The organism is Niallia taxi (assembly GCF_032818155.1).
GTDB lineage: Bacteria > Bacillota > Bacilli > Bacillales > Cytobacillaceae > Niallia > Niallia taxi_A.
The window spans coordinates 1,158,112-1,180,269 of sequence record NZ_CP102589.1 but is presented as its reverse complement, the minus strand read 5'-3'; the positions used below and the strand labels follow the sequence as shown (position 1 = coordinate 1,180,269).

16 protein-coding genes and 1 pseudogene are annotated in these 22,158 nt (G+C 38.7%); 7 read left to right on the top strand and 10 right to left on the bottom strand.

Features of this window, described 5'->3' with window-relative positions:
- Nucleotides 1–9: 9 nt before the first annotated feature.
- The 4 genes from NQZ71_RS05685 to NQZ71_RS05670 all read right to left on the bottom strand — a co-directional run bounded on the left by NQZ71_RS05685 (nucleotide 10) and on the right by NQZ71_RS05670 (nucleotide 4,824).
- On the bottom strand, nucleotides 10–456 hold the full coding sequence (locus tag NQZ71_RS05685) for a MarR family winged helix-turn-helix transcriptional regulator (RefSeq protein WP_317011483.1): 447 nt from the start codon (nucleotides 454–456) through the stop codon (nucleotides 10–12).
- Nucleotides 457–556: 100 nt separating this feature from the next.
- Nucleotides 557–2,635, bottom strand: a complete 2,079-nt coding sequence (locus NQZ71_RS05680; RefSeq protein WP_317011482.1) for a methyl-accepting chemotaxis protein — start codon at nucleotides 2,633–2,635, stop codon at nucleotides 557–559.
- A gap of 116 nt (nucleotides 2,636–2,751) precedes the next feature.
- Nucleotides 2,752–3,699 carry a phosphoglycerate dehydrogenase gene (locus NQZ71_RS05675; protein WP_317011481.1) on the bottom strand — a complete coding sequence of 316 codons (948 nt, stop codon included), beginning with the start codon at nucleotides 3,697–3,699 and terminating at the stop codon, nucleotides 2,752–2,754.
- 114 nt (nucleotides 3,700–3,813) lie between these two features.
- Nucleotides 3,814–4,824, bottom strand: a complete 1,011-nt coding sequence (locus NQZ71_RS05670; protein WP_317011480.1) for a PfkB family carbohydrate kinase — start codon at nucleotides 4,822–4,824, stop codon at nucleotides 3,814–3,816.
- 224 nt (nucleotides 4,825–5,048) lie between these two features.
- On the opposite strand from NQZ71_RS05670, the gene NQZ71_RS05665 reads away from it, so the two are divergent.
- A complete protein-coding gene (locus tag NQZ71_RS05665) occupies nucleotides 5,049–5,885 on the top strand; it encodes an undecaprenyl-diphosphate phosphatase (RefSeq protein WP_127738055.1) in 837 nt (278 codons plus the stop codon).
- Between the two features lie 165 nt (nucleotides 5,886–6,050).
- Nucleotides 6,051–6,239, top strand: a complete 189-nt coding sequence (locus tag NQZ71_RS05660; RefSeq protein WP_260055247.1) for an aspartyl-phosphate phosphatase Spo0E family protein — start codon at nucleotides 6,051–6,053, stop codon at nucleotides 6,237–6,239.
- 36 nt (nucleotides 6,240–6,275) lie between these two features.
- Here NQZ71_RS05660 and NQZ71_RS05655 read toward each other — a convergent pair whose 3' ends face one another.
- Entirely contained in the window at nucleotides 6,276–7,283 is a 1,008-nt protein-coding gene (locus NQZ71_RS05655; RefSeq protein ID WP_144453604.1) for an AI-2E family transporter, read from the bottom strand.
- A 404-nt stretch (nucleotides 7,284–7,687) separates the two neighbouring features.
- Between NQZ71_RS05655 and NQZ71_RS05650 the strand changes: the two are divergent.
- Nucleotides 7,688–9,066: pseudogene (locus NQZ71_RS05650) on the top strand (amino acid permease).
- Between the two features lie 38 nt (nucleotides 9,067–9,104).
- On the opposite strand, the gene NQZ71_RS05645 reads toward NQZ71_RS05650, so the two are convergent.
- Entirely contained in the window at nucleotides 9,105–12,233 is a 3,129-nt protein-coding gene (locus NQZ71_RS05645; RefSeq protein WP_317011479.1) for an MMPL family transporter, read from the bottom strand.
- Entirely contained in the window at nucleotides 12,230–12,727 is a 498-nt protein-coding gene (locus tag NQZ71_RS05640) for a MarR family winged helix-turn-helix transcriptional regulator (protein ID WP_317011478.1), read from the bottom strand. The genes NQZ71_RS05645 and NQZ71_RS05640 overlap by 4 nt, the downstream gene beginning before the upstream one ends.
- A 126-nt stretch (nucleotides 12,728–12,853) precedes the next feature.
- Here NQZ71_RS05640 and NQZ71_RS05635 point away from each other — a divergent pair, with 126 nt between their 5' ends.
- Nucleotides 12,854–13,249, top strand: a complete 396-nt coding sequence (locus tag NQZ71_RS05635; protein WP_127738060.1) for a hotdog fold thioesterase — start codon at nucleotides 12,854–12,856, stop codon at nucleotides 13,247–13,249.
- A 41-nt stretch (nucleotides 13,250–13,290) separates the two neighbouring features.
- Here NQZ71_RS05635 and NQZ71_RS05630 read toward each other — a convergent pair whose 3' ends face one another.
- Complete coding sequence (locus NQZ71_RS05630; RefSeq protein ID WP_144453610.1) at nucleotides 13,291–13,659, bottom strand: winged helix-turn-helix transcriptional regulator; 369 nt, start codon at nucleotides 13,657–13,659, stop codon at nucleotides 13,291–13,293.
- 178 nt (nucleotides 13,660–13,837) lie between these two features.
- Here NQZ71_RS05630 and hxlA point away from each other — a divergent pair, with 178 nt between their 5' ends.
- The 3 genes from hxlA to NQZ71_RS05615 all read left to right on the top strand — a co-directional run bounded on the left by hxlA (nucleotide 13,838) and on the right by NQZ71_RS05615 (nucleotide 15,878).
- Nucleotides 13,838–14,470, top strand: coding sequence for a 3-hexulose-6-phosphate synthase (hxlA, locus tag NQZ71_RS05625; RefSeq protein ID WP_127738062.1), 633 nt, complete (start codon nucleotides 13,838–13,840; stop codon nucleotides 14,468–14,470).
- A gap of 5 nt (nucleotides 14,471–14,475) precedes the next feature.
- The gene (gene hxlB / locus NQZ71_RS05620) at nucleotides 14,476–15,033 is read left to right on the top strand and encodes a 6-phospho-3-hexuloisomerase (protein ID WP_144453612.1); all 558 of its coding nucleotides are present in this window, start codon (nucleotides 14,476–14,478) and stop codon (nucleotides 15,031–15,033) included.
- Nucleotides 15,034–15,161: 128 nt separating this feature from the next.
- Nucleotides 15,162–15,878: a 3-ketoacyl-ACP reductase gene (locus NQZ71_RS05615; protein ID WP_127738064.1), complete on the top strand. Its 717-nt coding sequence runs from the start codon at nucleotides 15,162–15,164 to the stop codon at nucleotides 15,876–15,878.
- 38 nt (nucleotides 15,879–15,916) lie between these two features.
- Here the strand turns inward: NQZ71_RS05615 and NQZ71_RS05610 are convergent, their stop codons facing one another.
- Entirely contained in the window at nucleotides 15,917–16,498 is a 582-nt protein-coding gene (locus NQZ71_RS05610) for a class D sortase (protein WP_144453616.1), read from the bottom strand.
- A 7-nt stretch (nucleotides 16,499–16,505) separates the two neighbouring features.
- Nucleotides 16,506–21,908: a 5'-nucleotidase C-terminal domain-containing protein gene (locus NQZ71_RS05605; protein WP_317011477.1), complete on the bottom strand. Its 5,403-nt coding sequence runs from the start codon at nucleotides 21,906–21,908 to the stop codon at nucleotides 16,506–16,508.
- Between the last annotated feature and the right edge of the window lie 250 nt (nucleotides 21,909–22,158).

Sequence of the window (22,158 nt, the reverse complement as noted above, 5' to 3'; positions counted from 1 at the left end):
TAGATAAATTTACTCTTTTTTGTTTGCTTCCTTTGAAAAGAAACTGTAAACCTCATCTAATAATTCAATTAGACTGTTGCTTTTCTCTTCCCCTAAGAAATCAACTAAATTACTATACTTTTCTTCCACCTTTTGATAAATCTGCGCAGTAATATCGTTTCCTTTATCTGTTAATACAATTCTCATAATTCGCCTGTCCTGTTGATCATTAACCCTTTCAACATAGCCGGTATTTTCTAATACATTGATAACTTGTGTGACAGATGGTGAAGTAATCTTTAAGGCGGTACTTAAATCGGTTACGGTAATATGCTTTTCCTTCCCTTGATTCCCTTTTTTTATGGCCATAAGCATCATAATTTCGCTTCGTTTTAATCCATGCATTGTATGACCTGTATGGCTTAACTTTTGAAATTGTCTGATTGCATGCAGCAATCTATGTGGCAGCTCTTCCAAACTATTCCCTCCTTTAATAATTAGGTAGGCTACCTAATTATATGGAAGAATATTTTCGTTTGTCAAAAAAATAACCCGCCGGTTAGGCGGGTTGCTTGTTTTACACTTTAAATTTATTCACAATCACAAGCAGTTCTTCGGCCATTAAGGTTAATGCTTTTGCTGAAGCATTAATTTCTTCCATGCTGGCAAGCTGCTCTTCTGAAGCTGCTGCCACCTCTTCTGCACCTGCCGCATTGCCGACAGCAATTGTGGCAATATCACTGGCAGCTGAAGATACCTCTTGTAAGCCTGCAGACATTTGCTGTGCAGCCCCTGATACATCCTCCATCTGCGGGCCCATGTCACTAGTGCTATTAATAATTTGGGCAAACTTATCTGAGGTTGCTTCTGAAATAGATAGCCCTTCTTCCGCATTTTTGGATACCTCGCCCATTATCACGACAGATTGATCTGTATCTTTTTGGATGTCTGCAATCAGAGACGAGATAAGCTTTGCAGATTCTTGGGATTGTTCGGCAAGCTTACGCACCTCATTTGCTACAACAGAAAATCCTTTGCCATGCTCTCCAGCTCTTGCTGATTCTATCGCAGCATTCAATGCCAGCAAATTAGTTTGATCTGCAATAGACCCAATTACTTGAATGATTTTGCCTATTTCCTTAGAACGGTTGTTTAATGCTCCAATGACCTCATTTGATTGACTAATAGAATGATGGATAAACTTCATTTGCTTTAAGTTCTTCTCTACAAAAGCTCCGCCTTCTTCTGCCAAATGATGTGTATCCTTCGAAAGGGCAGCAACAGCTGTCGACTTATCTGCTATTTTAATCACTCCCTGAAGCACATCCTCAATGGAAGTAGACGTTTGACCAATACTTGTTGTTATGTTTTCAGCATCATTAGCAATTTGCTGAACAGATGTTGTTACCTGATTAGAAGCAGCTGTCGTTTGTCCGGCACTTGCTACTAACTGTTCAGATGAAGCTGTTATCTGCTCCATAGAATTGGTTAGATTTGTCACAACCTCGCGTAAAGTATGCTGCATACTAGCAAAGCTCTTTGCAAGCAAACCAATCTCATCACTTGCTTCCATTGTAATATCCTCTGTCAAATCACCATCCGAAATCCGTTCAGCACTCTTAGCTAATAGTCTTAATGGCATAATTATCGAGCGAATAATATAGAAGATAAGTGCTCCGCCAATAACAAGTGCAGCAATCAGCACAATGCCTGTCGTGGAAAATATAGTAGAAGATGCATTGCTAATTTCAGATTGATTCATGATTCCAGCTATTTTCCAGCCTGTTTTCGAATCAGACTCATAGATAGCAAGCTTTTCCTCTCCATCCTGGGTATAAGCTACTTCTCCTGAATTATCTTTATATAAATCCTGGATCCATTTGGCGTTGTCATCCGATTTTGAATTAGCTTTTGAGTTAGGCTTATAGATATAGTTTCCTTGGGCATCAAGAAGAATCATATAACCCTGTTCGCCAATCTTTGAGCCTCTAACCATATCTGTTAATGAACTAATCTTCAAATCAATGGCAATAACGCCTTTTTTGTCATATGTAACCTTTGAAAATGTAACAATAGAATTTCTAGTCTGCTCATCCTCTCGCGGCTGAAGCATTACGACATTTCCATATGAATCAAGGGCTTCCTTATACCAGCTTTGATTTAAGGCATCCATCCCAGCAGGCACTTCTTGGTTTGCGTTTCTGTATACTTCGCCGTCTTCCCTCACGTAATAAACATTAAGAACATCTTGGTTTTGCCCTAAGTACTGGGTGAATATTCTTCTTATTTCATCCCTATCACCATTAAGCATCGATCCACTGATTGCATTTGCCAAGAAAGTAGCATCCTGCTCTTTTTTTGTTGTTATGGTAGCAATCTCATTGTGGATAAACTTGACACTTTCATGTGAGGAGATAATCAAGTTTTGCTCAATTTTTTCTTTTGCTATCATATAAGACACGACGGAAATGATTAAGCTTGGAATCAGAAGAATAGTAAGGAAGGATAATATAAGTTTTTTTCGAATAGAAATAAACTTCTTTTTCTTTCTATTTGGTTGTACTTTTTTAGCCTTCATCGTCCATTTTCTCTTAGGATCTGCTTTTTTACTTCCACCTTCTTTCCTTTTGAAAAATTTACTTATTTTGCTTTTCATTAAAACTACTCCTTTTGGTCTATTTATAAAAATATTCTTATAAATCAAAATACCTAGTTTCATTATAGCAAAAAAATAAATTTTTCTGAATAAATTATCTATAAAAAATATTCATTTTAGTCATTTTTTGTAACTATATGTTGTAATTCCTCACTTTGTAAGTAATTTCTAATGTTATGCAAAATAGCATTCCCGATTCTTTTCGAGCATTCCTCTGTTGCTCCGCCGATATGACTAGTGCAGACAACATTGTTAAGCTGAGCCAATTCTAGGTCTGGAGGCTCACTGCTAAACACATCTAATGCTGCTCCTTTGATCTGCTCCGCTTTTAAACTGCGGATAAGTGCCTTTTCATCTATTAAATCTCCTCTTGAAATATTGATTAAATACGCAGAATTCTTCATTAAAGCAAGCCGTTCTTCGTTTATCAAATGGTAGGTTGCTTTTTTGAGATTTGTGCTAATCACAATATAGTCCGCTGTGCTTAACAGCTCTTCAAGACTGAAAAATTGCACCCCTAGCCTTTGTGCTTCCGCTTCATCCTTATAATTTGCAAATGCGACAATATCCATATCAAAATCAGTCGCCCTCTTCGCTACTTTTTTCCCAATTTCTCCAAATCCAATAATTCCTAGCCGCTTTCCTTCTATTTCATTACCTATATGAAGCTTCCATCCTCCGTTTTTAACAAGGTCATTGGAATTGGGTAAATTTCTGGCAATGGACAACATTAAGCCAATGGTCAAATCTGCAACAGACGATGCATTTTGACCAGGAGTATTCGTCACAATAATGCCGCTTTCTGCTGCTGCATCTATATCAATATTATCAATCCCAGTACCGAATTTAGAAATATATTTAAGATTTGGTGCAGCTTCAATCGTCTTTCTATCCATATTTTCCACACCTGTCACAATTATTTCGGCATCATGAAGATAACCAGATATGCTCTCCTTCTTTGTCGTAATACTTTTGACTGTTGCCCCAAGATTTATTAATTCCTTTTCCAGCTTTCTTTTTTCCTCTATAAAGCCATCACTTAAAGATAATAAAATGTTCGTCAACTTTATCCCCTCCAATTAAATCTATGCCACCTTTATTATACTGAATTTTCTGACTAATAATCCAGTATATTTAACATTCGATGATATAAAACGTCACATAAGAAAAATCCAGCTTTATTTAAAGCTGGATTTCACTGTTTTCATTTTGTCTGGCTTTATAAATAACTCGTCTACAATATGACAATAGTTGCCGATATCAGGAAGTGAACCTGCTTTTGTTGCAACTAATGCCCCCATTATATTCCCGTTATAACCATAACCAACTGCTTCTTTAACGGTTGCAGGAAAGCCATACGTATGGATACAATACAGGACTGCAGCCATATAAGCGTCACCGGCGCCTGTTGTGTCGATTGCGTCTACTACTTTGCCTCTAATAAATTCTATTTGTCCTTGAAAAATAACATATGCTCCTTCTTTGCCTACTGTCACATAAATAAGGGGAACGGGAATTTTGGTTGCCTTTTCAAGCGCAGCTTCAAGACTGGTTTCTTCCATTAAGAAAAGTAGCTCTTCTTCAGAAAGCTTGATAATATCAGCATTAAGCAACAAAGACATAATCGTGCTTCTGCAATCCTCTTCACTTTCCCATCTTTTCAAACGGATATTCGCATCAAAGCTAATGAAAGAACCGTGTTTTTCAGCTGCTTTTAGAGCTTTGACAGTTGCCTCCCTAGCTTTTTCATGAAACAAGGTTCCTGATCCAAAGTAAAACAGCTGCCTGTTCACAAAAGCATCCTTTTGGATATCCTCGATGGTAAGCACATCATCAGGTGTTTCATTCACGTATGCATGAAAAGTCCTGTCGCCATTTCGATCTAAATGGATATAAACACAAGGAAGCTTTTTTGCTTGCGTATGTACACTATAATCAAGCTTAACAGACTCCTTCTTTAATTCTTCTTTCACAAACTGACTGTCTTGGCCGTATCCTAGCTTTGTGACATAATAGCTTTCCATTTTATACCTGCTTAAATGTACAGCTGCATTCACAGATGCTCCTCCAAGCCGTTTATCATATTTATCGTTATTCTCATCAATCGATAGATAGTCTATAAATGCATCTCCGACAGATATTGCGCCTTGATGTTCCAATGTCATCATCATTACCTCTAATCTGTTCATATCTTCTTATTTTATTGTAAAAAGGAGTTAAAGTGAAACCCTTTTAGGTTTTTTCTCGTCATTATATTGGTGCGTTACAATAGTTCCTAAATCCTATAAAAAAAGGGATAGCTACCCAAATAAATGGGAGTGTTTCTTTTCTGGTAAATTTGTTATGATAGTTTAGGACATGCACACGAAACCAAAGAAACTAAAATACATATATAGCATTAGGAGTGGATAGTTTGGACGTTTTATGGGAAATAGTAGTTGCCATCATCTTGGGGATTGTAGAAGGGCTTACAGAATTTGCGCCTGTTTCCTCCACTGGCCATATGATTATCGTGGATGATTTGCTGCTTAAATCAGAGGAATTGTTTAACCCTGCGGTAGCCAATACCTTTAAGGTTGTCATCCAATTAGGTTCAATCTTGGCTGTTGTTATTCTTTTCTGGGACCGTTTTATGAATTTGCTAGGCCTTAAAAAGGATATTAACGGTAAGAAAATTGTTGGACCAAAATTAAGCCTTGTACAGGTTATTATTGGTTTATTACCTGCAGCTATTCTTGGTTTTCTTTTCGAAGATTATATTGATTCAAAGCTTTTTGGAATTGAGACAGTCGTTTATGCACTTATTGCTGGAGCAATCTTAATGATAATCGCAGATTTCACCCAAAAAAGAAAAAAGCCGACTGTTGAAACAGTCGACCAAATTACTAATAAACAAGCCTTTTTAATTGGCCTGTTCCAATGTATCGCATTATGGCCTGGTTTTTCCCGTTCTGGCTCAACGATTTCAGGCGGAGTGCTGCTGGGATTAAGCCATCGTGCTGCAGCTGACTTTACCTTCATTATGGCAGTGCCAATCATGGCAGGAGCAAGCTTCTTATCATTATTGAAAAACTGGGAATACATTACTACAGATGCCTTGCCGTTTTTTATCGCAGGCTTTATCGCTGCTTTTATATTTGCACTGATTTCAATCAAGTTCTTCCTGCAATTAATAAACAGAATTAAATTGGTGCCATTCGCCATTTATCGTATAGTAGTTGCAGTTATTATCATTATTGTATTCTTTTAAAAAGAAAGCTATTAAGCTTTCTTTTTTTTTGAACAAATACCTCTAATCAGTATAAAAGAACTAATTTCCTTCATTTCACGACATACAGGCAGAAAAATACTTTTTATTTCCCCCTTATTTTGGTAACATGCAAAAAGTAAGTTCAAATCCAAGGAGCCTGCCAAAATGCCAAACCTTTCAAGGGAAAACGAAGATATCAAGGAATTGCTGCGAATGATAGACCATTTAAGAAGCGAATTGGTAAAAACAGCATCAAATGAGGGATTCTCAAGTCCCAATACAATTAGGATCAGCCAGATACTTGATTCATATCTTGTCGCGTACCAGCGAAAGATGACAGGTATGAACAAATAAAAAAAAACAAGTGCAAAAATCACACCTGTCCTTTTCTTACTTTTGCTTTTTATCCCCTACCTCTAAAATATCCAATAGGAAAATAAAAATTGGAATTCCGACAATCAGTCCCCATACACCAAAAAAATGCTCTGAGAAAATCAACACAATAAATGTAAAGAATACTGGCAAGTCTGTTTTAGATGACATAAGCTTCGGATTAAGTATATACGCCTCGATAGCATGCACTACCATAACGATAATGATGACTGTAACTACCTTCGCAATACCACCAATTGAAAAAGCAATGATACATAATGGAATCAACGAAATGATGACACCTGCAACAGGAATCAAGCCTAAAAGAAAAATCATCATCGCAATTCCAAATAGCTGTGGAAAACCTAAAAAGTATAAAGAGATTGTCGTTAAGCCGCAGTTTACTAAAGCAATGATAAACTGTGCCTCAATTACCTTACCGAAAGTGCCCGCAAACTTCCGTCCAAAGTATTGCAATTCTAAATAGAGCGGGGCAATCTTACTTTCACTGAACCTATGAGAGAAATTCTTAAGCCGGTCCTTTTCTAATAGGTAGAAAAGGCTTAAAATAATTGCCAAAAAGACCTGCAGACCAAGCTTTCCTATGTTTTTAAAATAACCAAGTACGAAGGAAAAGCCTTGCTCTAAATAGCTGAATACCTGATATCGGCTAATTGTATCCATTATATAACTGATAACCGGATTATCATTCGGCCTCATATAAAAACGGATAATATTACGCACTAATTGTTGTATCTCATAAATAAAGACAGGCAAGTAAGCAGAAATTCCATAAACAAGCGCTCCTATAACAATAATATATAAGGCGATGACAATGATGCTCCGCTTAATCGGAAGTCTTTTGGAGAATACTTGCACAATCCGATCCATCAAAAAAGCAAAGATGAATGTAAATAAAATTAAATTAATCATGCTGCTTACTGCATAAAGAACGGCTGCAAACAAAACAAGAATAAAAAATCTTTTTACATCCTTGTTAGCAAAAATATTTTTGTACTCACCCATAAAAAGGACTCCTGACACCAATAAATTAAACGATCTAACGAAGGTTGCTATGATTTCCAAAGAAATGTAATTTCTTCCATACCATCCCCGAATTTTTTTTCATAATAACCCTATTATCTTTATTATCAATTTAGTTGAGCAAAATAACAAGTTTATTTTAATTTTGATTGAAGGATTGTTATCACCAAAAACAGGATTACCCTTATTCAACATTTGTCCTTTCTTCCTACTAACTAGTAAATTATGGATTTATTTTTCTGCAATGGCGGCATAATCGCCTTTTCGAGAAGTATTTTTTTATTTTTAGAAAATTTCCTCTTTACAGTTTTTTAAATTCTTAGTAAACTGGACAAAAGTTTCACCTTTAGACAAAATTCGATATATTTCGACATCAGGAGGTTTCAATGAATATCTTTCGTAAAAAAGCTGTCGCCACTAGCTCGGTCACTTCATTAAATCGAGTCTTAGGCGCTTTCGATTTAACAATGCTTGGTGTCGGAGCAATTGTCGGGACAGGCATATTTGTTCTGACAGGTGTTGCAGCAGCAAAATATGCTGGACCTGCACTTATTCTTTCATTTATCATCGCCGGACTTGCTTGTACATTTGCAGCACTATGCTATTCCGAGTTCGCATCCATGATACCTGAATCAGGAAGTGCTTACACATACAGTTATGTAGCTTTTGGAGAAGTAATTGCTTGGATACTCGGCTGGGACTTAGTGCTGGAATACGGACTCGCATCTGCCGCCGTTGCCAGCGGTTGGTCAGGTTACTTCCAAGGCGTTTTGGCATACATCTGCCGACCTTTATGACAAGCGCTTATAACCCTTCAGCAGGTACTTATATCGATATTCCTGCCATTGTGATTGTTTTTATCATTACACTTGTTTTAACTAGAGACATTAAAGAATCATCCAAGATGAACATCATTATGGTTATTATCAAACTCGCAGTTGTTCTATTGTTTATTGCTGTTGGTATTTGGTACGTAAAACCGGAAAACTGGACACCATTTACACCATACGGCTTCCAGGGTGTTGCAACTGGTGCAGCAGTCGTTGTGTTCGCATACTTCGGCTTCGATGCTGTTTCCACAGCTGCTGAAGAGGTAAAGAATCCGCAGCGTAACTTGCCAATCGGTATTATCACTGCATTAGGTATTTGTACAATTCTTTATATTATCGTATCGTTAATTTTGACTGGAATCGTGCCTTACGCACAACTTGATGTTAAAGACCCAGTAGCATTTGCTTTAAGCTTTATTAACCAAAACTGGGCTGCTGGTCTTATCTCACTTGGTGCAATCATTGGGATAACAACTGTTTTAATGGTGATGATGTTCGGTCAAACTCGTCTGTTCTATGCAATCAGCAAAGACGGCCTTTTACCGAAACCTTTGCAAAAGGTAAGCCCAAAGAGCCAAGTACCAATTGTCAGTACATGGGTTACCTCTGCATTAGTTGCTATTTTCGCAGGGCTTGTCCCGCTTAATCAACTAGCAGAGCTGACAAATATCGGGACATTATTTGCATTTTCTGCAGTATCATTAGGTGTTATCGTATTAAGAGTTAAACAGCCTGATTTAAAGAGGGGCTTCAGAACACCATTGGTTCCGATTATTCCAGGCTTAGCTGTTATTTTCTGTGTATACTTAATGCTTCAATTAAGCGCATTTACATGGAAAGGTTTTGCTGTATGGCTGACAATCGGTTTAGTTATTTACATCACATACGGTTATAGAAACAGTAAGCTTAATCAAAATAATAAAGCAGCTTCTTAATAAAAAAGAACGGGAATCAAATGATTCCCGTTTTCTTTTTATTCTTTATTAGGCCTTTTAAATGGCCACCAGTTTGCTTCACCGAAATTCTTAACCATTACTGGGATGAATAGCGGGAGAATAATTAATGCATAAAGGAACAAGCCAACTAATACAATGCTTGCTATTTGCAGCAGTGAAAGCATACCTGATGGCATCATCGCCGCAAATGTTCCTCCTAAAATGACTGCTGCTGAAATGATAACAGTTCCCATTTTCTTCATCGCTTCAAGCATCGCTTCCCCGATAGATAAATCTCTGTATTCATTAAAACGATCCATCAAAAAGATGCTGTAATCTACTCCAAGCGCGACAAGAATAACAAATCCGAAGAACGGAACAGCCCAGCTGATACCCGTATATCCTAACAGATTTACATAGATGGCTTCATTGATTCCCATTGCTGTATAGAATGTAAGAATAAGAGAACCGATAATATATGCTGGCATGATGATGGAACGGAATAAGAAGATAAGGACAATTCCGATACCGACAAGCATCCACAACACCGTTTTTGAATAATCCTCATTAGACATTGCACGTAAGTCCGCATTTGTGCTCGTAATGCCGCCAACTGCTACTTCCGCGTTTTCTAATTTTGTTCCTGCTGTTGCCTTTTCCACTGTATCCTTGATGTCGTCAACTTGGTCAATTGCTTCATTGGAATAAGGATTTGCTGAAAAGACTACGTCCATTGTCATAATTTTATTATCTTTAGATAAGTAAGTATCCAATGCCCCTTTGAAGTCATCACTTTCTAGCACTTCCTGCGGCAAATAAAATTGATTTTGGTCATTTTTTGATAATCCTGACAGATAATCTGTTGCTGAATTCAAGCCATCTGACACTTGGTCAAGCCCATCAGCACTTTGATTCAAGCCTTTAGTCAAATCACCAAGCTGCCCATTAATATCCCCAAATCCATCAAGCAGCTGCTTTTGTCCGTCATTAATGCTTATTAGACCACCTACGAGCTTCGGCATATTGTTGACGATTTGGCCTTGGCCGTCAGCCAGTTGGTTTAAGCCGGCTTGTTGTTTTTCAATTGCTGCGATTATCTGTTCTAGGCCCGTTGTTATACCTGCCTGACCATTGATGGCTTTTTCAAACTTACTGTTAGTAGTATTTACTCCTTTTTGCAGTTCTGATAAGTGACCATTTATTTCAGTTATTCCACTTAATAAACCCGGAACTGTATTCTGTGCCTGTTTAACTGCAGTTCTAATCTTACTATAGTTAGAATTCTTGGTAATATCTTTATATTGGTCTTCAAGTTCTGTAAATGTATTATCATTTACTTCATTTAAGTCTTCTGAAAGTTTTTTTAGATTATCGCTAATTCCCCCATAGCTTGCAAGAATAGTACCTAGGTTAGTACCAACACCCTTATATCCAGTCAGAAGCTGCTGTTGTCCTGCAAGCGCCTGTTGCGCTCCAGTCTTCGCTGCCTCCAGCCCTGCCTTAATATCATCAGACCCAGCAGTGCCTTGACGAATGCCATCCTCAATTTTAGCGAAGTTAGTCTGTATTGTACCTAAATTTGTTTTAATTTCATCTGTACCCTTAATCAAATCATTAATGCCGCTAGTTGCACCGCTTAGCTGCGGTCCTGATTTAGACAGCTGATCTCCTGCTTCGTGCAAGCCTTCGCTTATTTGATCAATGCCGTCTTTTCCTTCACCGAGACCTTCTTCCAAGGATTCTGCCTGCTTGGAAATATACAGATCTTCAATTGGTTCTCCAGTTGGTCTTGTGACAGAACGAACATTTTTAACGAGGTTTACCTTCTCTAATTCTTTACTGATGTTTTCTGCTAAACCTAAATACTCAATAGAGTCCATTTCTTCATCATTTTTTATTGTAATGGTTGTTGTCATTGATTCACCTGGACCAAAGCTGTCTGCAATTGCATTGAATGCTTTGATTGATGGTGCATCATCGCCGATTTCATCCAATGAGTTAAAGGACAATGTTCCGTCATATGTAACAAGGAAAGGAACGGTGATTGCCGCAACAATAACAAGGGCAATAAGCGGTCGTTTTAAGGAGAATCGGCCGGCAATTGCCCAAATTTTGCTGTCCCCGTGCTCTGCACTGCCTTTTGAAGGCCAAAAGATTTTTGTTCCAAGCAGTACCATGATTGCTGGAACTACAGTGAATAAGGCAACTAATAATAATGCGACCCCAACAGCAACAGCAGACGCAGATTGATACAGCTTAAATTGTGAAAATCCGATTGCAGCAAAGCCGACCATAACTGCTACACCACTGAAGAACACTGTTCTGCCAGCATTGCGGTATGTTTCAACAATAGCTTCAGCAACACTTTCGCGATGCATCATTTCTTCTTTAAATCTGCTCAATAATAAAATGCAATAATCTGTTCCTATTCCAAACAGCACGGCAACAAGGAATATTTGCGAGTAGTTGGAAATAGGGAAATCGAATTTATCTACAAGAATGGATACAATTGATTGTGACGCTAAGTAGCTCAAGCCTACTGTCACAAGCGGGATAAACGGTGCTATGACAGAACGGAACACGATTAACAGAACAGCAAGGATAAACACGACTGTTATACCCTCCGTCTTTTTTAAACCTTCCTCAGAGCTTGTTGTTAAATCCTGATCAATCATCCAATTGCTCGTATAATAATGGTCCACTTTAAAATCGTCTAATTCGGCATATAAAGCTTCACTGACCTCTTCCGCTTCTCTGTCATTCCAGCTTACCTTCAACGAGACAAGGATTGTTTTGCCGTCATCGGAAACGAGCTGGTCCTTAAGGCTTTCATCTGTGAAGGAGGAAAGTATTTCTGTAATGCCGAGCTTCTCTTTATCTGCATCCAGCTTCTGTACTGCCTTTTCAGCTTCTGTTTTTTCCTCTGCAGTTAGCTTCTTGCTGCTATGAAAAACAAGGGCGACTGACGATTGATCGCCTTGATTCTCCTGACTTTGGATTTCATCCATAATCTCGCTTGCCTTAGAAGAGGAGAAAGTATCTGGTACACTTACCTGGCCTTTTTCTCTGACTAGGTCTCCCATATTAGGAGCAATCATAAACAGACCAACTATGGCAACAATCCACAGAACAAGAACAATCCATTTTCCTTTGAGAATGCTATTCACTCTTCAACCTCCGTTTTCGTATCTTTATTTTCTTCTATTAATTTGTCCAGCTTTTCAAACGTTGCTAAAAAGCTTGAAATTTCCTGATCATCAAATTTATTGATAAGACTCTCCACTAAGCGATGAATCCGCTCTTCCATTTTCGTAAAAATGGCATTGCCTTTGTCCGTTAATGTTAAATAGATAACTCTTCGGTCTTTTTCATCCCTTGTGCGTTCAATCCACTCTTTTTCAAAAAGTCTGTTGATGATAGATGTGATGGCGCTTTTATTGACACCGAAAACTGCTGCCAGTTCAGATGATGTACAAACCTTCACTTGGTTAATATGGCGCATTGTATAATGCTGTTCACATGTGAGAACATCCCCAATTTCCATTCTGATGAGATTATCCAATTTCCGGTTGACGGAGAAATTGATATCTACATATCTATCGACAACGTCTTTAATTTTTTTGCTGCTGATTACGTTCACCTCCAATAATAGTTCAATCACTTAACTATTAAACATTTTAACTTTCTCTTTGTTTTTATGTCAATCAGTTTCTTTCGTTTCTCCTATTTTTTCTCAATCTATTAAGACTATGCTATAATAACCTCAAAATGAAGGTGGCTAATACATATGAAATTCACTAATGAAAACACACTTATGGAAAGATTGGGAATTGAAATAACAGAAGTAAGGGAAGATGGCACATGTATTGCAACAATGCCTGTTGATGAAAGAACAAGACAGCCTTTTGGGTACTTGCATGGGGGCGCATCTGTCGCATTAGCAGAAACGGTCGCAAGCTTAGGTGCAGCGAGCCTTGTCGATTTAGAAACACAAGCTGTTTTCGGTCAGGAAATTAACGCAAATCATATCCGTTCAAAAAAAGACGGCATTGTAACAGCAATCGCCACTGTGACACATCAAGGAAAAAGCAGCATGGTCTATGAAATAAAGTTAGAGGATGAGGAAGGCAAACTCATTTGCATTTCCCGCTGTACGATTGCTGTAGTGACAAAGCGTAAATAACGAAGAGTGCATCAAATAGATGCACTCTTTTTTTATATCAATTAATTTGTATTTATTTCCCTGATTTCAGGCGGACTGTCCAGAACGGTTTCGATATAATTTTTGCCCCAATTGTACATGCTGTCGAGGATAGGCATTAAGCTTTCCCCTTCTTTTGTAAGAGAATATTCGACCTTAGGCGGTACAACTGGATAAACGACTCTCTTGACGATAAGATCTTCCTCTAGCTCCCGAAGCTGGTTCACGAGCATTCTTTGTGTGATTCCTGGCATCAACGCCTTCAATTCACCAAATCTTTTTGTTCCCTCTTTGCCAAGATGCCATAAAATCAGCATCTTCCATTTTCCGCCAATAATACCTAATGTCAGCTCTTTCTCACAATTGAAGACTTTGTCCTCCAAGCGGCTCATAGACACTCCTCCATTCCTTTTTCCACACTTAGTATACTTTTAGACACTATATAAAAAAAAAGTGCGTACTTACTTATTAAAATTATAAGCCGTATAATCGACATTGTACAAGAAATAGGAATCAAGTCGGCTTTATTGGGTAAATAATAAAAAGCCCTAAAAAAAAGGAGTGTATATAATGAAATTACAATTGGCATTAGATTTAGTTAATATCCCGCAAGCAATTGAAGTAGTATCTCAAGTAGCAGAACATGTTGATGTGGTTGAAATTGGAACACCTGTCGTTATCAATGAAGGCCTTCGTGCTGTTAAAGAATTAAAGGAAGCATTCCCGAACGTAACAGTTCTTGCTGACTTAAAAATTATGGACGCTGCTGGCTATGAAGTAAGCCAAGCTGCTGCTGCAGGTGCAGATATTGTAACAATTCTTGCAGTTGCTGAGGATGAATCCATTAAGGGTGCTGTCGCAGAAGCGAAAAAGCAAAACAAACAAATTCTTGTAGACATGATTGCAGTGAAAGATATTAAAGCACGTGCAATTGAATTAGATGAGTTCGGTGTAGACTATATTTGCGTTCACACTGGCTATGATTTACAAGCAGTCGGCAAAAATTCTTTCGAAGATTTAAAAGCAATCAAAAGCGTTGTGAAAAACGCAAAAACTGCTGTAGCAGGTGGAATTAAGCTAGATACACTTCCAGAGGTTATTGCTGCACAGCCTGATTTAGTTATTGTTGGTGGCGGAATTACTGGCCAAGATAACTTAAGTGAAACTGCTGCTAAGTTCAAAGAATTAATCGTTCAAGGATAATTACCATGAACACAACGGAATACTTGGAGACGGTCTTAACTGAGTTAAAGGAAGGCTCTTTGCTTATTTCAAACGAGCAGACTGAAAACCTTGTTGAAGCCATTCTGTCAGCGAAAAAAGTCTTTGTTGCAGGGGCCGGCCGTTCTGGTTTTATGCTAAAATCATTTGCAATGCGAATGATGCATATGGGAATTGATGCATATGTTGTCGGAGAAACGGTAACAGCCAACCTTGAAAAGGAAGACTTATTGATTATCGGCACTGGTTCTGGTGAAACAAAAGGGCTTATCTCCATTGCAGAAAAGGCAAAAAGTATTGGCGGCAAAGTAATTGCTGTCACTATTTTCCCTGAATCTACAATCGGAAGGCTTGCAGATTCAGCAATCAAGCTGCCTGGATCACCTAAGGATAAAACAAACAGTGATTTCCAAACAATTCAGCCGATGGGCTCATTATTTGAACAGCTTATGCTGCTTACACTGGATAGTGTTATCTTAAAATACATGGAAGTAAAAAATTTAGATTCCAATACAATGTATGGGAAGCATGCAAATTTGGAATAAAAAATAAAGGTCTGCCTTATATGCCAAAGCCAATTGATTGTATAATGGTTCCATTATATAGTATATTGGCTTTGGCTTTATTTAGGCAGCTTTACTTTGCTGATATTACGGAATAAAGGAGAAGAAATATGCAATCACTTAAAGGAAAAACAGCATTAATTACAGGTGCTGGCAGAGGTATCGGCCGTGCAACAGCTATTGCTCTTGCACAAGAAGGCGTTAATTTAGGATTAATCGGTGTAACAAAGGAGAATTTAGAGAAGGTTGCAGCTGAAGTGAAGCAATACGGTGTTTCTGTTTCAATCGCAACAGCTGATGTGTCTGACAATAAGTCAGTTATTGCTGCTGTTGAAAGTATCAGTCTTGAATTAAAGCAAATAGATATATTAATTAATAATGCTGGTATTGCAAAGTTTGGAGGCTTCCTTGATCTTTCTGCTGATGAATGGGAAAACATCATTAAGGTTAATCTGATGGGTACTTACTATGTGACAAGAGCAGTATTACCAGGAATGATTGAAAGAAAAGCTGGAGATATTATCAATATTTCCTCAACAGCAGGACAAAAAGGTGCACCTGTAACAAGTGCGTACAGTGCATCTAAATTCGCCGTATTAGGTTTGACTGAATCGTTAATGATGGAGGTTCGCAAACATAATATCCGTGTAACTGCATTAACACCAAGCACGGTAGCTACAGATCTTGCTATTGAAACAAATCTGACAGACGGAAATCCGGAAAAAGTAATGCAGCCGGAAGATTTGGCTGAATACATGGTTGCACAATTAAAGCTTAACTCTCGTGTATTTATTAAAACCTCTGGAATGTGGTCAACTAATCCATAAGAAAAAACGCAAACTCACATGAGTTTGCGTTTTTCTTTTCACACTTTTTTCGCATAAATAATGTAGCGCTGCGGCGCATTGCCGACATAGCTGAAAGGATAGCAAGTGGTCAAGACGAGCTCCTCATTTGTATTATCCAAGGTGATAATAGTCTGATCATCTGCCTCGACAATTTTTGTTGAGGTAATTTCATAGGAGAAGCTGCCATATGGAAGCACAACTCTCAGCTCATCACCGAGCTCTAATTCGCCAGCCCTTCTGAACACCGTGTCACGATGTCCTGATAAGACAATTTGGCCATTTTCGTTCGGATAATAGCTGCCCTTAAAGTGGCCGACACCTTTCTCAAGATCATCAGGATCTGTTCCTTCTACAATTGGCAAAGTGCCTTCGATTTTTGGTATTTCCAAAATGCCGACGGATTCCCCTGTAGGAGGTACGAACCGATTGTCCTGCTCCTCGTCCACCCAATCGTCCTTTTTCTCCTTAACCACAGCTTCTGCCTTTGATAATGATTGCTCTGTTTTTACCTTTGTTTCAGCTATATTCCAAGCTCCCAATCCGAGAAAAACCGCTCCTCCTGCTATGAGCAGGAGGGCAAACCATTTCAATTTTTTCATTATCAGCTTACGCCTTTCTTCTTTTTACAAATAGTACAATACTTCCTACTACTAGCATCATACACCCAATCAAAAGATAATTATAGTCCATTGTTGCTGTATTTGGCAGCACAGGTGTTGGATTTGTATCTTTATCTGGTGTTTCTGTATCTTCTCCTGGTGTTTCTGTATCTTCACCCGGTGTTTCCGTATCTTCACCTGGCGTTTCTGTATCTTCTCCTGGTGTTTCTGTATCTTCACCTGGCGTTTCTGTATCTTCTCCTGGTGTTTCTGTGTCTTCACCCGGTGTTTCTGTATCTTCACCTGGTGTTTCTGTATCTTCACCTGGTGTTTCTGGATTTTCACCTGGTGTTTCTGGATTTTCACCTGGTGTTTCTGGATTTTCACCTGGTGTTTCTGGATTTTCACCTGGTGTTTCTGGATTTTCACCTGGTGTTTCTGGATTTTCACCTGGTGTTTCTGGATTTTCACCTGGTACTTCTGTATCTTCATCTGTTATTTCAGAAATCCGCTTTTCTGCCGTATAAGAAATCGGGTTTGTAAATGATTTAACAAAATCAACTGTCGCTTGCAGGTCATCTGGTCCTTGAACAGGATTTTCACCGAATTCATTTAAACGGTATTTGTCCGTAGTATGCGGGTACATATAGTTATTTACAACAACTGTATATGTTTTAGACAAGTCTAATTTTGAGCCGTCAGGCAGCATTAAATCAACTACTTCTCCAAATTCACCAAGTGATGAATCCCATGTGTACTTAAAGCCTGAAATACTGACATCTGGTCCGTATGAACTGAATTGGGTATTAAGCACATCCTTTAATTCAGCACCTGTTAGCTCTAATTTCACTAGCGTATTACCGAATGGCTGGATATTAAACAATTCCTCCCAAGTGATATCACCTTGTAGCAAGTCATCGCGAATTCCACCGCCGTTCATTAATGCGAAATCACTGTCCATTGCTGCAACCATGCCGTCAGCAATTAAGTTTCCAAGAGCATTGTCACCAACTTCACCTTTAGAAGCATAACCTCCTAGGATATCTGTTGCCGCTACTCCAACAACCTCCTTCAGCTTAGGACCAACTATGTCTTGATATTTATCAAGAATTGCTTGCACTTCAGCGTCTGGTGTAACTCCGTCTTGTTTCACATCTACTATTTCCGCAGATTTTTTTACGATATCCTTTGAAACTGGATCGATTTCCAAATCAATATCAGAAAATGCTTTGCCATATTCCCATGCTTGAACAATCAGCTTATTATCAACTAAACCGTTTATCTTCACATGATTATGGGCAGCAAAGATAACATCAACTGCATCATCCACTTTGTTCGCTATATCAGCGATAGTTCCTGTGATTTCTCCACTGTTTGCATCCTGGTTACCAGGAACATGAGAAACAACTACAATTGCTTCAATTCCTTGCTTTTGAAGCTCAGGTACATATTTATTAATCGCTTCTGATTCATCTGTGAAACGAACATTTTCATTTCCTTTTGCAATAATTTGACTTGGTGTATCAATATTTGCCACACCGATAAAACCGACTTTCACGCCACCCACATCTTTAATTGTATATGGATCAAGCACTAGTTTGCCTGTATCCTTATATTCCACATTTGCTGCAACTGTTGGGAAGTTCATGCCGTCATAGCCTGCAGTGCCGTTCGGATGCTCGCCGCCACCTATCATGCGAAGCATCTCGTCCACACCTTCGTCAAACTCATGGTTTCCAACAGTACCAACATCAAAGCCTAATGCTTCCATTATCTCAACTGTCGGTTCGTCTTGCAGCAGTGCAGAAACTGGTGAGCTTCCGCCAATCATATCACCTGCATGTACAAGTAATGTGTTTTCATTTTCTGCTTCATGCTGCTTTAAATATGTTGCTAAGTAAGATGCATAACCATAATTAACACCATCTACTGTGCCTGTCACATCTATTTTACCGTGAAGGTCATTTACACCTAAAAGCTGTGCTGTAATATTGCCTTTTGGACCATCAGTAGCATTCACTTCTGAAATTCTTCCTGTATTATAGGAAATCGGTCCATTAAAGCTTTTCACATAGTCGACAGTTGCTTGCAAGTCTTCTCCACCTTGAACAGGGTTTTCACCAAGCTTTGCAAGCAAGTATTTATCACTGCTATGTGGGTACATATAGTTATTTACTGTAATTGTATAGCTACCAGCTGGATCGATTTTATCTCCATTAGGCAAGAAGATATCAACCACTTTACCGAATGAGCCTTGTTTGCTGTCCCATGTATAGGAGAAGCCACCAATACTGACATCAGGACCATAGCTGCTGAATTGACTGTTCAAAATCTCTCTTAAGTCAGCACCGCTTATATCTAGCTTGACTAATGTATTGCCAAATGGCTGAATATTGAACAGCTCGTTCCAAGTAATATCACCTGCATTTAAATCATCACGAATTCCGCCGCCATTCATCAATGCAAAATCACTGTCCATTGCCGTTAGCATGCCATCTGCAATCAAGTTTCCTAGCGCACTATCGCCAACAGCTCCTTTTGTTGCATAGCCGCCTTCCATTGATGTAGCAGCGTTGCCAATCACTTCATTAAGCTTCGGACCAACTTGCTCCGAATACTTGTTCAGAATTGCAGCAACCTCTGCATCTGGTGTAACACCCTCCTGCACTACATCAACGATATCAGCAGATTTTTTCACAATATCGCCTGACACTGGATCGATTTCCAGTTCAACATCTGCGAATGCTTTGCCATACTCACCTGCTTGAACAATCAGCTTATTGTCGACAACTGCGTCGATCTTCACATGATTATGTGCAGCAAAAATAACATCGACTGCATCGTTTACGTTATTAGCGATATTAGCGATATCGCCTGTTGCACCTTCGCCTGATTGATTACCAGGTACGTGTGCAAGGACGATGATTGCTTCCACGCCTTGGCTTTGAAGCTCAGGTACATATTTGTTGATTGCTGCTGTTTCATCTGTGAAACGAAGGTTTTCATTACCCTTACTGATAATCATATTTGGTGTAGCTGTAGTTGCAACACCGATAAAGCCGACTTTAACACCTTCTACTTCTTTAATAGTGTAAGGGTCTAGCACTAGCTTGCCAGTATCCTTGTATTCCACATTTGCCGCAACCATTGGGAAATTAATACCATCATAGTTTTCAGTTCCATTAGGATGCTCTCCACCATTAATGAGGCGAAGCATTTCGTCTACACCTTCGTCAAACTCATGGTTACCGACAGTCCCAACGTCAAACCCTATTGATTCCATAATTTCAACTGTTGGCTCATCTTGCAGCAATGCAGACACAGGTGGACTTCCACCTACCATATCACCAGCATGTACAAGCAGTGTATTTGGGTTTTCAGCTTCTCTCTCACGTAGATACGTAGCTAAATAATCTATTCTGCCAATTTTGTTTGATCCATCTGCATATTCCTCGCTAATTTTGCCATGGAGATCATTAACACTTAAAAGCTGTAGTTTAATATTTTCATTATTACTTGGGTTTTTAGCTTTATAGCCATTTTTTTCTGCTTCTTCTGCACTTGCAAAGAAGATTCGGTTTTCGACAGGAACTTCTGCAAATTTAGCAGGCTCCACATATTCCTTACTGTCAGAATTTCCGACATATCTTAACAATCCTTTACCTTGCTCTCTTGCTCTAAATTCAAAAGGCAATTCTGCTAACGTATTTTCCGGGTTCCAAATGCCCTTTTCATTATCAATTGCTTCTTTAGCAGCAGATTGATATTGATTATACTCAGCTTCATCGCCTACCGGCCAAATGAAATAAGTAGTCGCATATCCTTGTTTCACCATTTCTAGGTTTGTATTTAAGTTGTCGCTTTTGCGGATAATTTGAGCAAGCAGTCTTCCATAATCATCTGTTGCCTCGTCTCCGACTTTAACGATTACTTTATCTCCTGGCTGCAGCAGTGTATTCAAATAAGTTTTCGCTGCTTGACCATGCTCCAATTGGCTTTCATCAGCTTCATTTTTTGGAGTGTGGTAAGTTTCTGGTGTATCAATATTAACGTAACGCACTTTTGTTGCACCAAGTACTGGTGTTGAAAGGTGAATAGTATCTCCATCTACTACACTGCTAACAGTAGATTCATATTCTCCTGCAGAGGTTGGAGCTTCAGGCTGACTAGCAAGCAATTGCACATCAGATGCCTTTCTTGGCAATACCTGATAGGTATTATACTGGCTTAATACACCTGTAAACTCATACCATTTTCCTGCTTCGATAGCAGATATAGCTTGTGTTCCTTCCATCACCCTTAATGTTGTTCCATTAAAGTTCTCATCAATAACGGAAACATTATAGCCTCCTCCAGCTGGAGTCGAAGGAATGGATTGTACGTATCCTTTAAACTTAACTAACTGGCCTTCCTTTTGCTCAGCAAGGCTAGCATCATTCATATTTTCCAATGAGAATTCAATTGGCGCTGGTACAGCGTTTCCTTCTGAAACGATTTCAATTCCATCAGCATTAGGTACTATTTCTAGCAATTTATTATATTCTGTTACTTTTCCTGTTACTTTAACTTTTTGTCCCTCTTTTAAAGCAGGGAAAGTGCCAGCATTGCTTGCAAACAAATTAATGCCTGCAGACTCATCCTGGATGTAAGTTGACAGCTTGCCACCGCCGATGCTGTCATTATCAGCAGTTACAATACCTTCCACTGTTACAGCATGTCCTGTTTTTGTGCGTGCATCTGAAATGGACATAACATCAGCAGGAACAGGAGTTTCCTCTTCATCTTCACCTGGAGCTTCACTTTCATTATCAGCATCTCCAAAAGTGTGCTTGCCAAGGTCAGCAAAATAGTCAATATCAAAGATATCCCATTCTACTGCTGGATCAAATTGACTTCCAACGCTCCCTTTCGTAATAGAGCTTTTACGGATTAGAGTATGGTTTTCAGCAGCACCATTTCCCCATTTCTCCTGCACACCGACAGTGCCGAACACGTCGATAACTGCATCATTTTTCTTCAGCTCCACTACATCGTCGCCATTAAAGTTGACAACACCATGCAAAATATCAGCCTTTTCCTTTACTGCGGCGCTGGCAGAGCTATGTGCAATAACATACACATCTCCATCTGCAAGCTTTCCTTCAAGTTTTAATGTTGTATTAGGGTCTGTCTTGCCATTTGCGTAAAGTACCAGACTGTAGTTGGCAAGATCTACATCACTGCCTGTTCCATTGAAGATTTCGAGCGCTTTATTGTTTGAGCTGCCTTCTATGTATTCAGAAATAAATAAGTCATCAGCCGTTTGGCTAGCAGCAAAAACACTTGGGGTAAAATTTCCTAAGAAGCTGGGTAGAATCAAAGTGAAAATTAGCAATATTGACAAAATTCTAAGACTACGTTTCCCCTTCATTTATATCCTCCTTGGTCGAAAATTGTCTTACCAATTAAAGATATCGTAGTATTGTAAAATTCTCACTAGAATTCTGTAAAAATATTAGATAATTTGTATAATTTTGATTAAAATGATTAATTATTCCTAGTAATCTAGCATGGTATAACCTAAAAAACACCTATACATCACGAAAATAGTTTTTGCATTTTTTGTCATTATTTGTTTGTCAAGCTATTAATAAATACATAATAAAAAAGGAGGTTTTTTT

Bases quoted from the DNA above. Each gene is read 5' to 3' on its own strand.
- NQZ71_RS05660 (WP_260055247.1), top strand. From the start codon at position 6,051: ATGCCAAACCTTTCAAGGGAAAACGAAGATATCAAGGAATTGCTGCGA.
- NQZ71_RS05630 (WP_144453610.1), bottom strand. From the start codon at position 13,659: ATGAGCCGCTTGGAGGACAAAGTCTTCAATTGTGAGAAAGAGCTGACA.
- hxlB (WP_144453612.1), top strand. From the start codon at position 14,476: ATGAACACAACGGAATACTTGGAGACGGTCTTAACTGAGTTAAAGGAA.
- NQZ71_RS05605 (WP_317011477.1), bottom strand. From the start codon at position 21,908: ATGAAGGGGAAACGTAGTCTTAGAATTTTGTCAATATTGCTAATTTTC.
- NQZ71_RS05680 (WP_317011482.1), bottom strand. From the start codon at position 2,635: ATGAAAAGCAAAATAAGTAAATTTTTCAAAAGGAAAGAAGGTGGAAGT.
- NQZ71_RS05615 (WP_127738064.1), top strand. From the start codon at position 15,162: ATGCAATCACTTAAAGGAAAAACAGCATTAATTACAGGTGCTGGCAGA.
- NQZ71_RS05670 (WP_317011480.1), bottom strand. From the start codon at position 4,824: ATGAACAGATTAGAGGTAATGATGATGACATTGGAACATCAAGGCGCA.
- hxlA (WP_127738062.1), top strand. From the start codon at position 13,838: ATGAAATTACAATTGGCATTAGATTTAGTTAATATCCCGCAAGCAATT.
- NQZ71_RS05610 (WP_144453616.1), bottom strand. From the start codon at position 16,498: ATGAAAAAATTGAAATGGTTTGCCCTCCTGCTCATAGCAGGAGGAGCG.
- NQZ71_RS05635 (WP_127738060.1), top strand. From the start codon at position 12,854: ATGAAATTCACTAATGAAAACACACTTATGGAAAGATTGGGAATTGAA.
- NQZ71_RS05655 (WP_144453604.1), bottom strand. From the start codon at position 7,283: ATGGGTGAGTACAAAAATATTTTTGCTAACAAGGATGTAAAAAGATTT.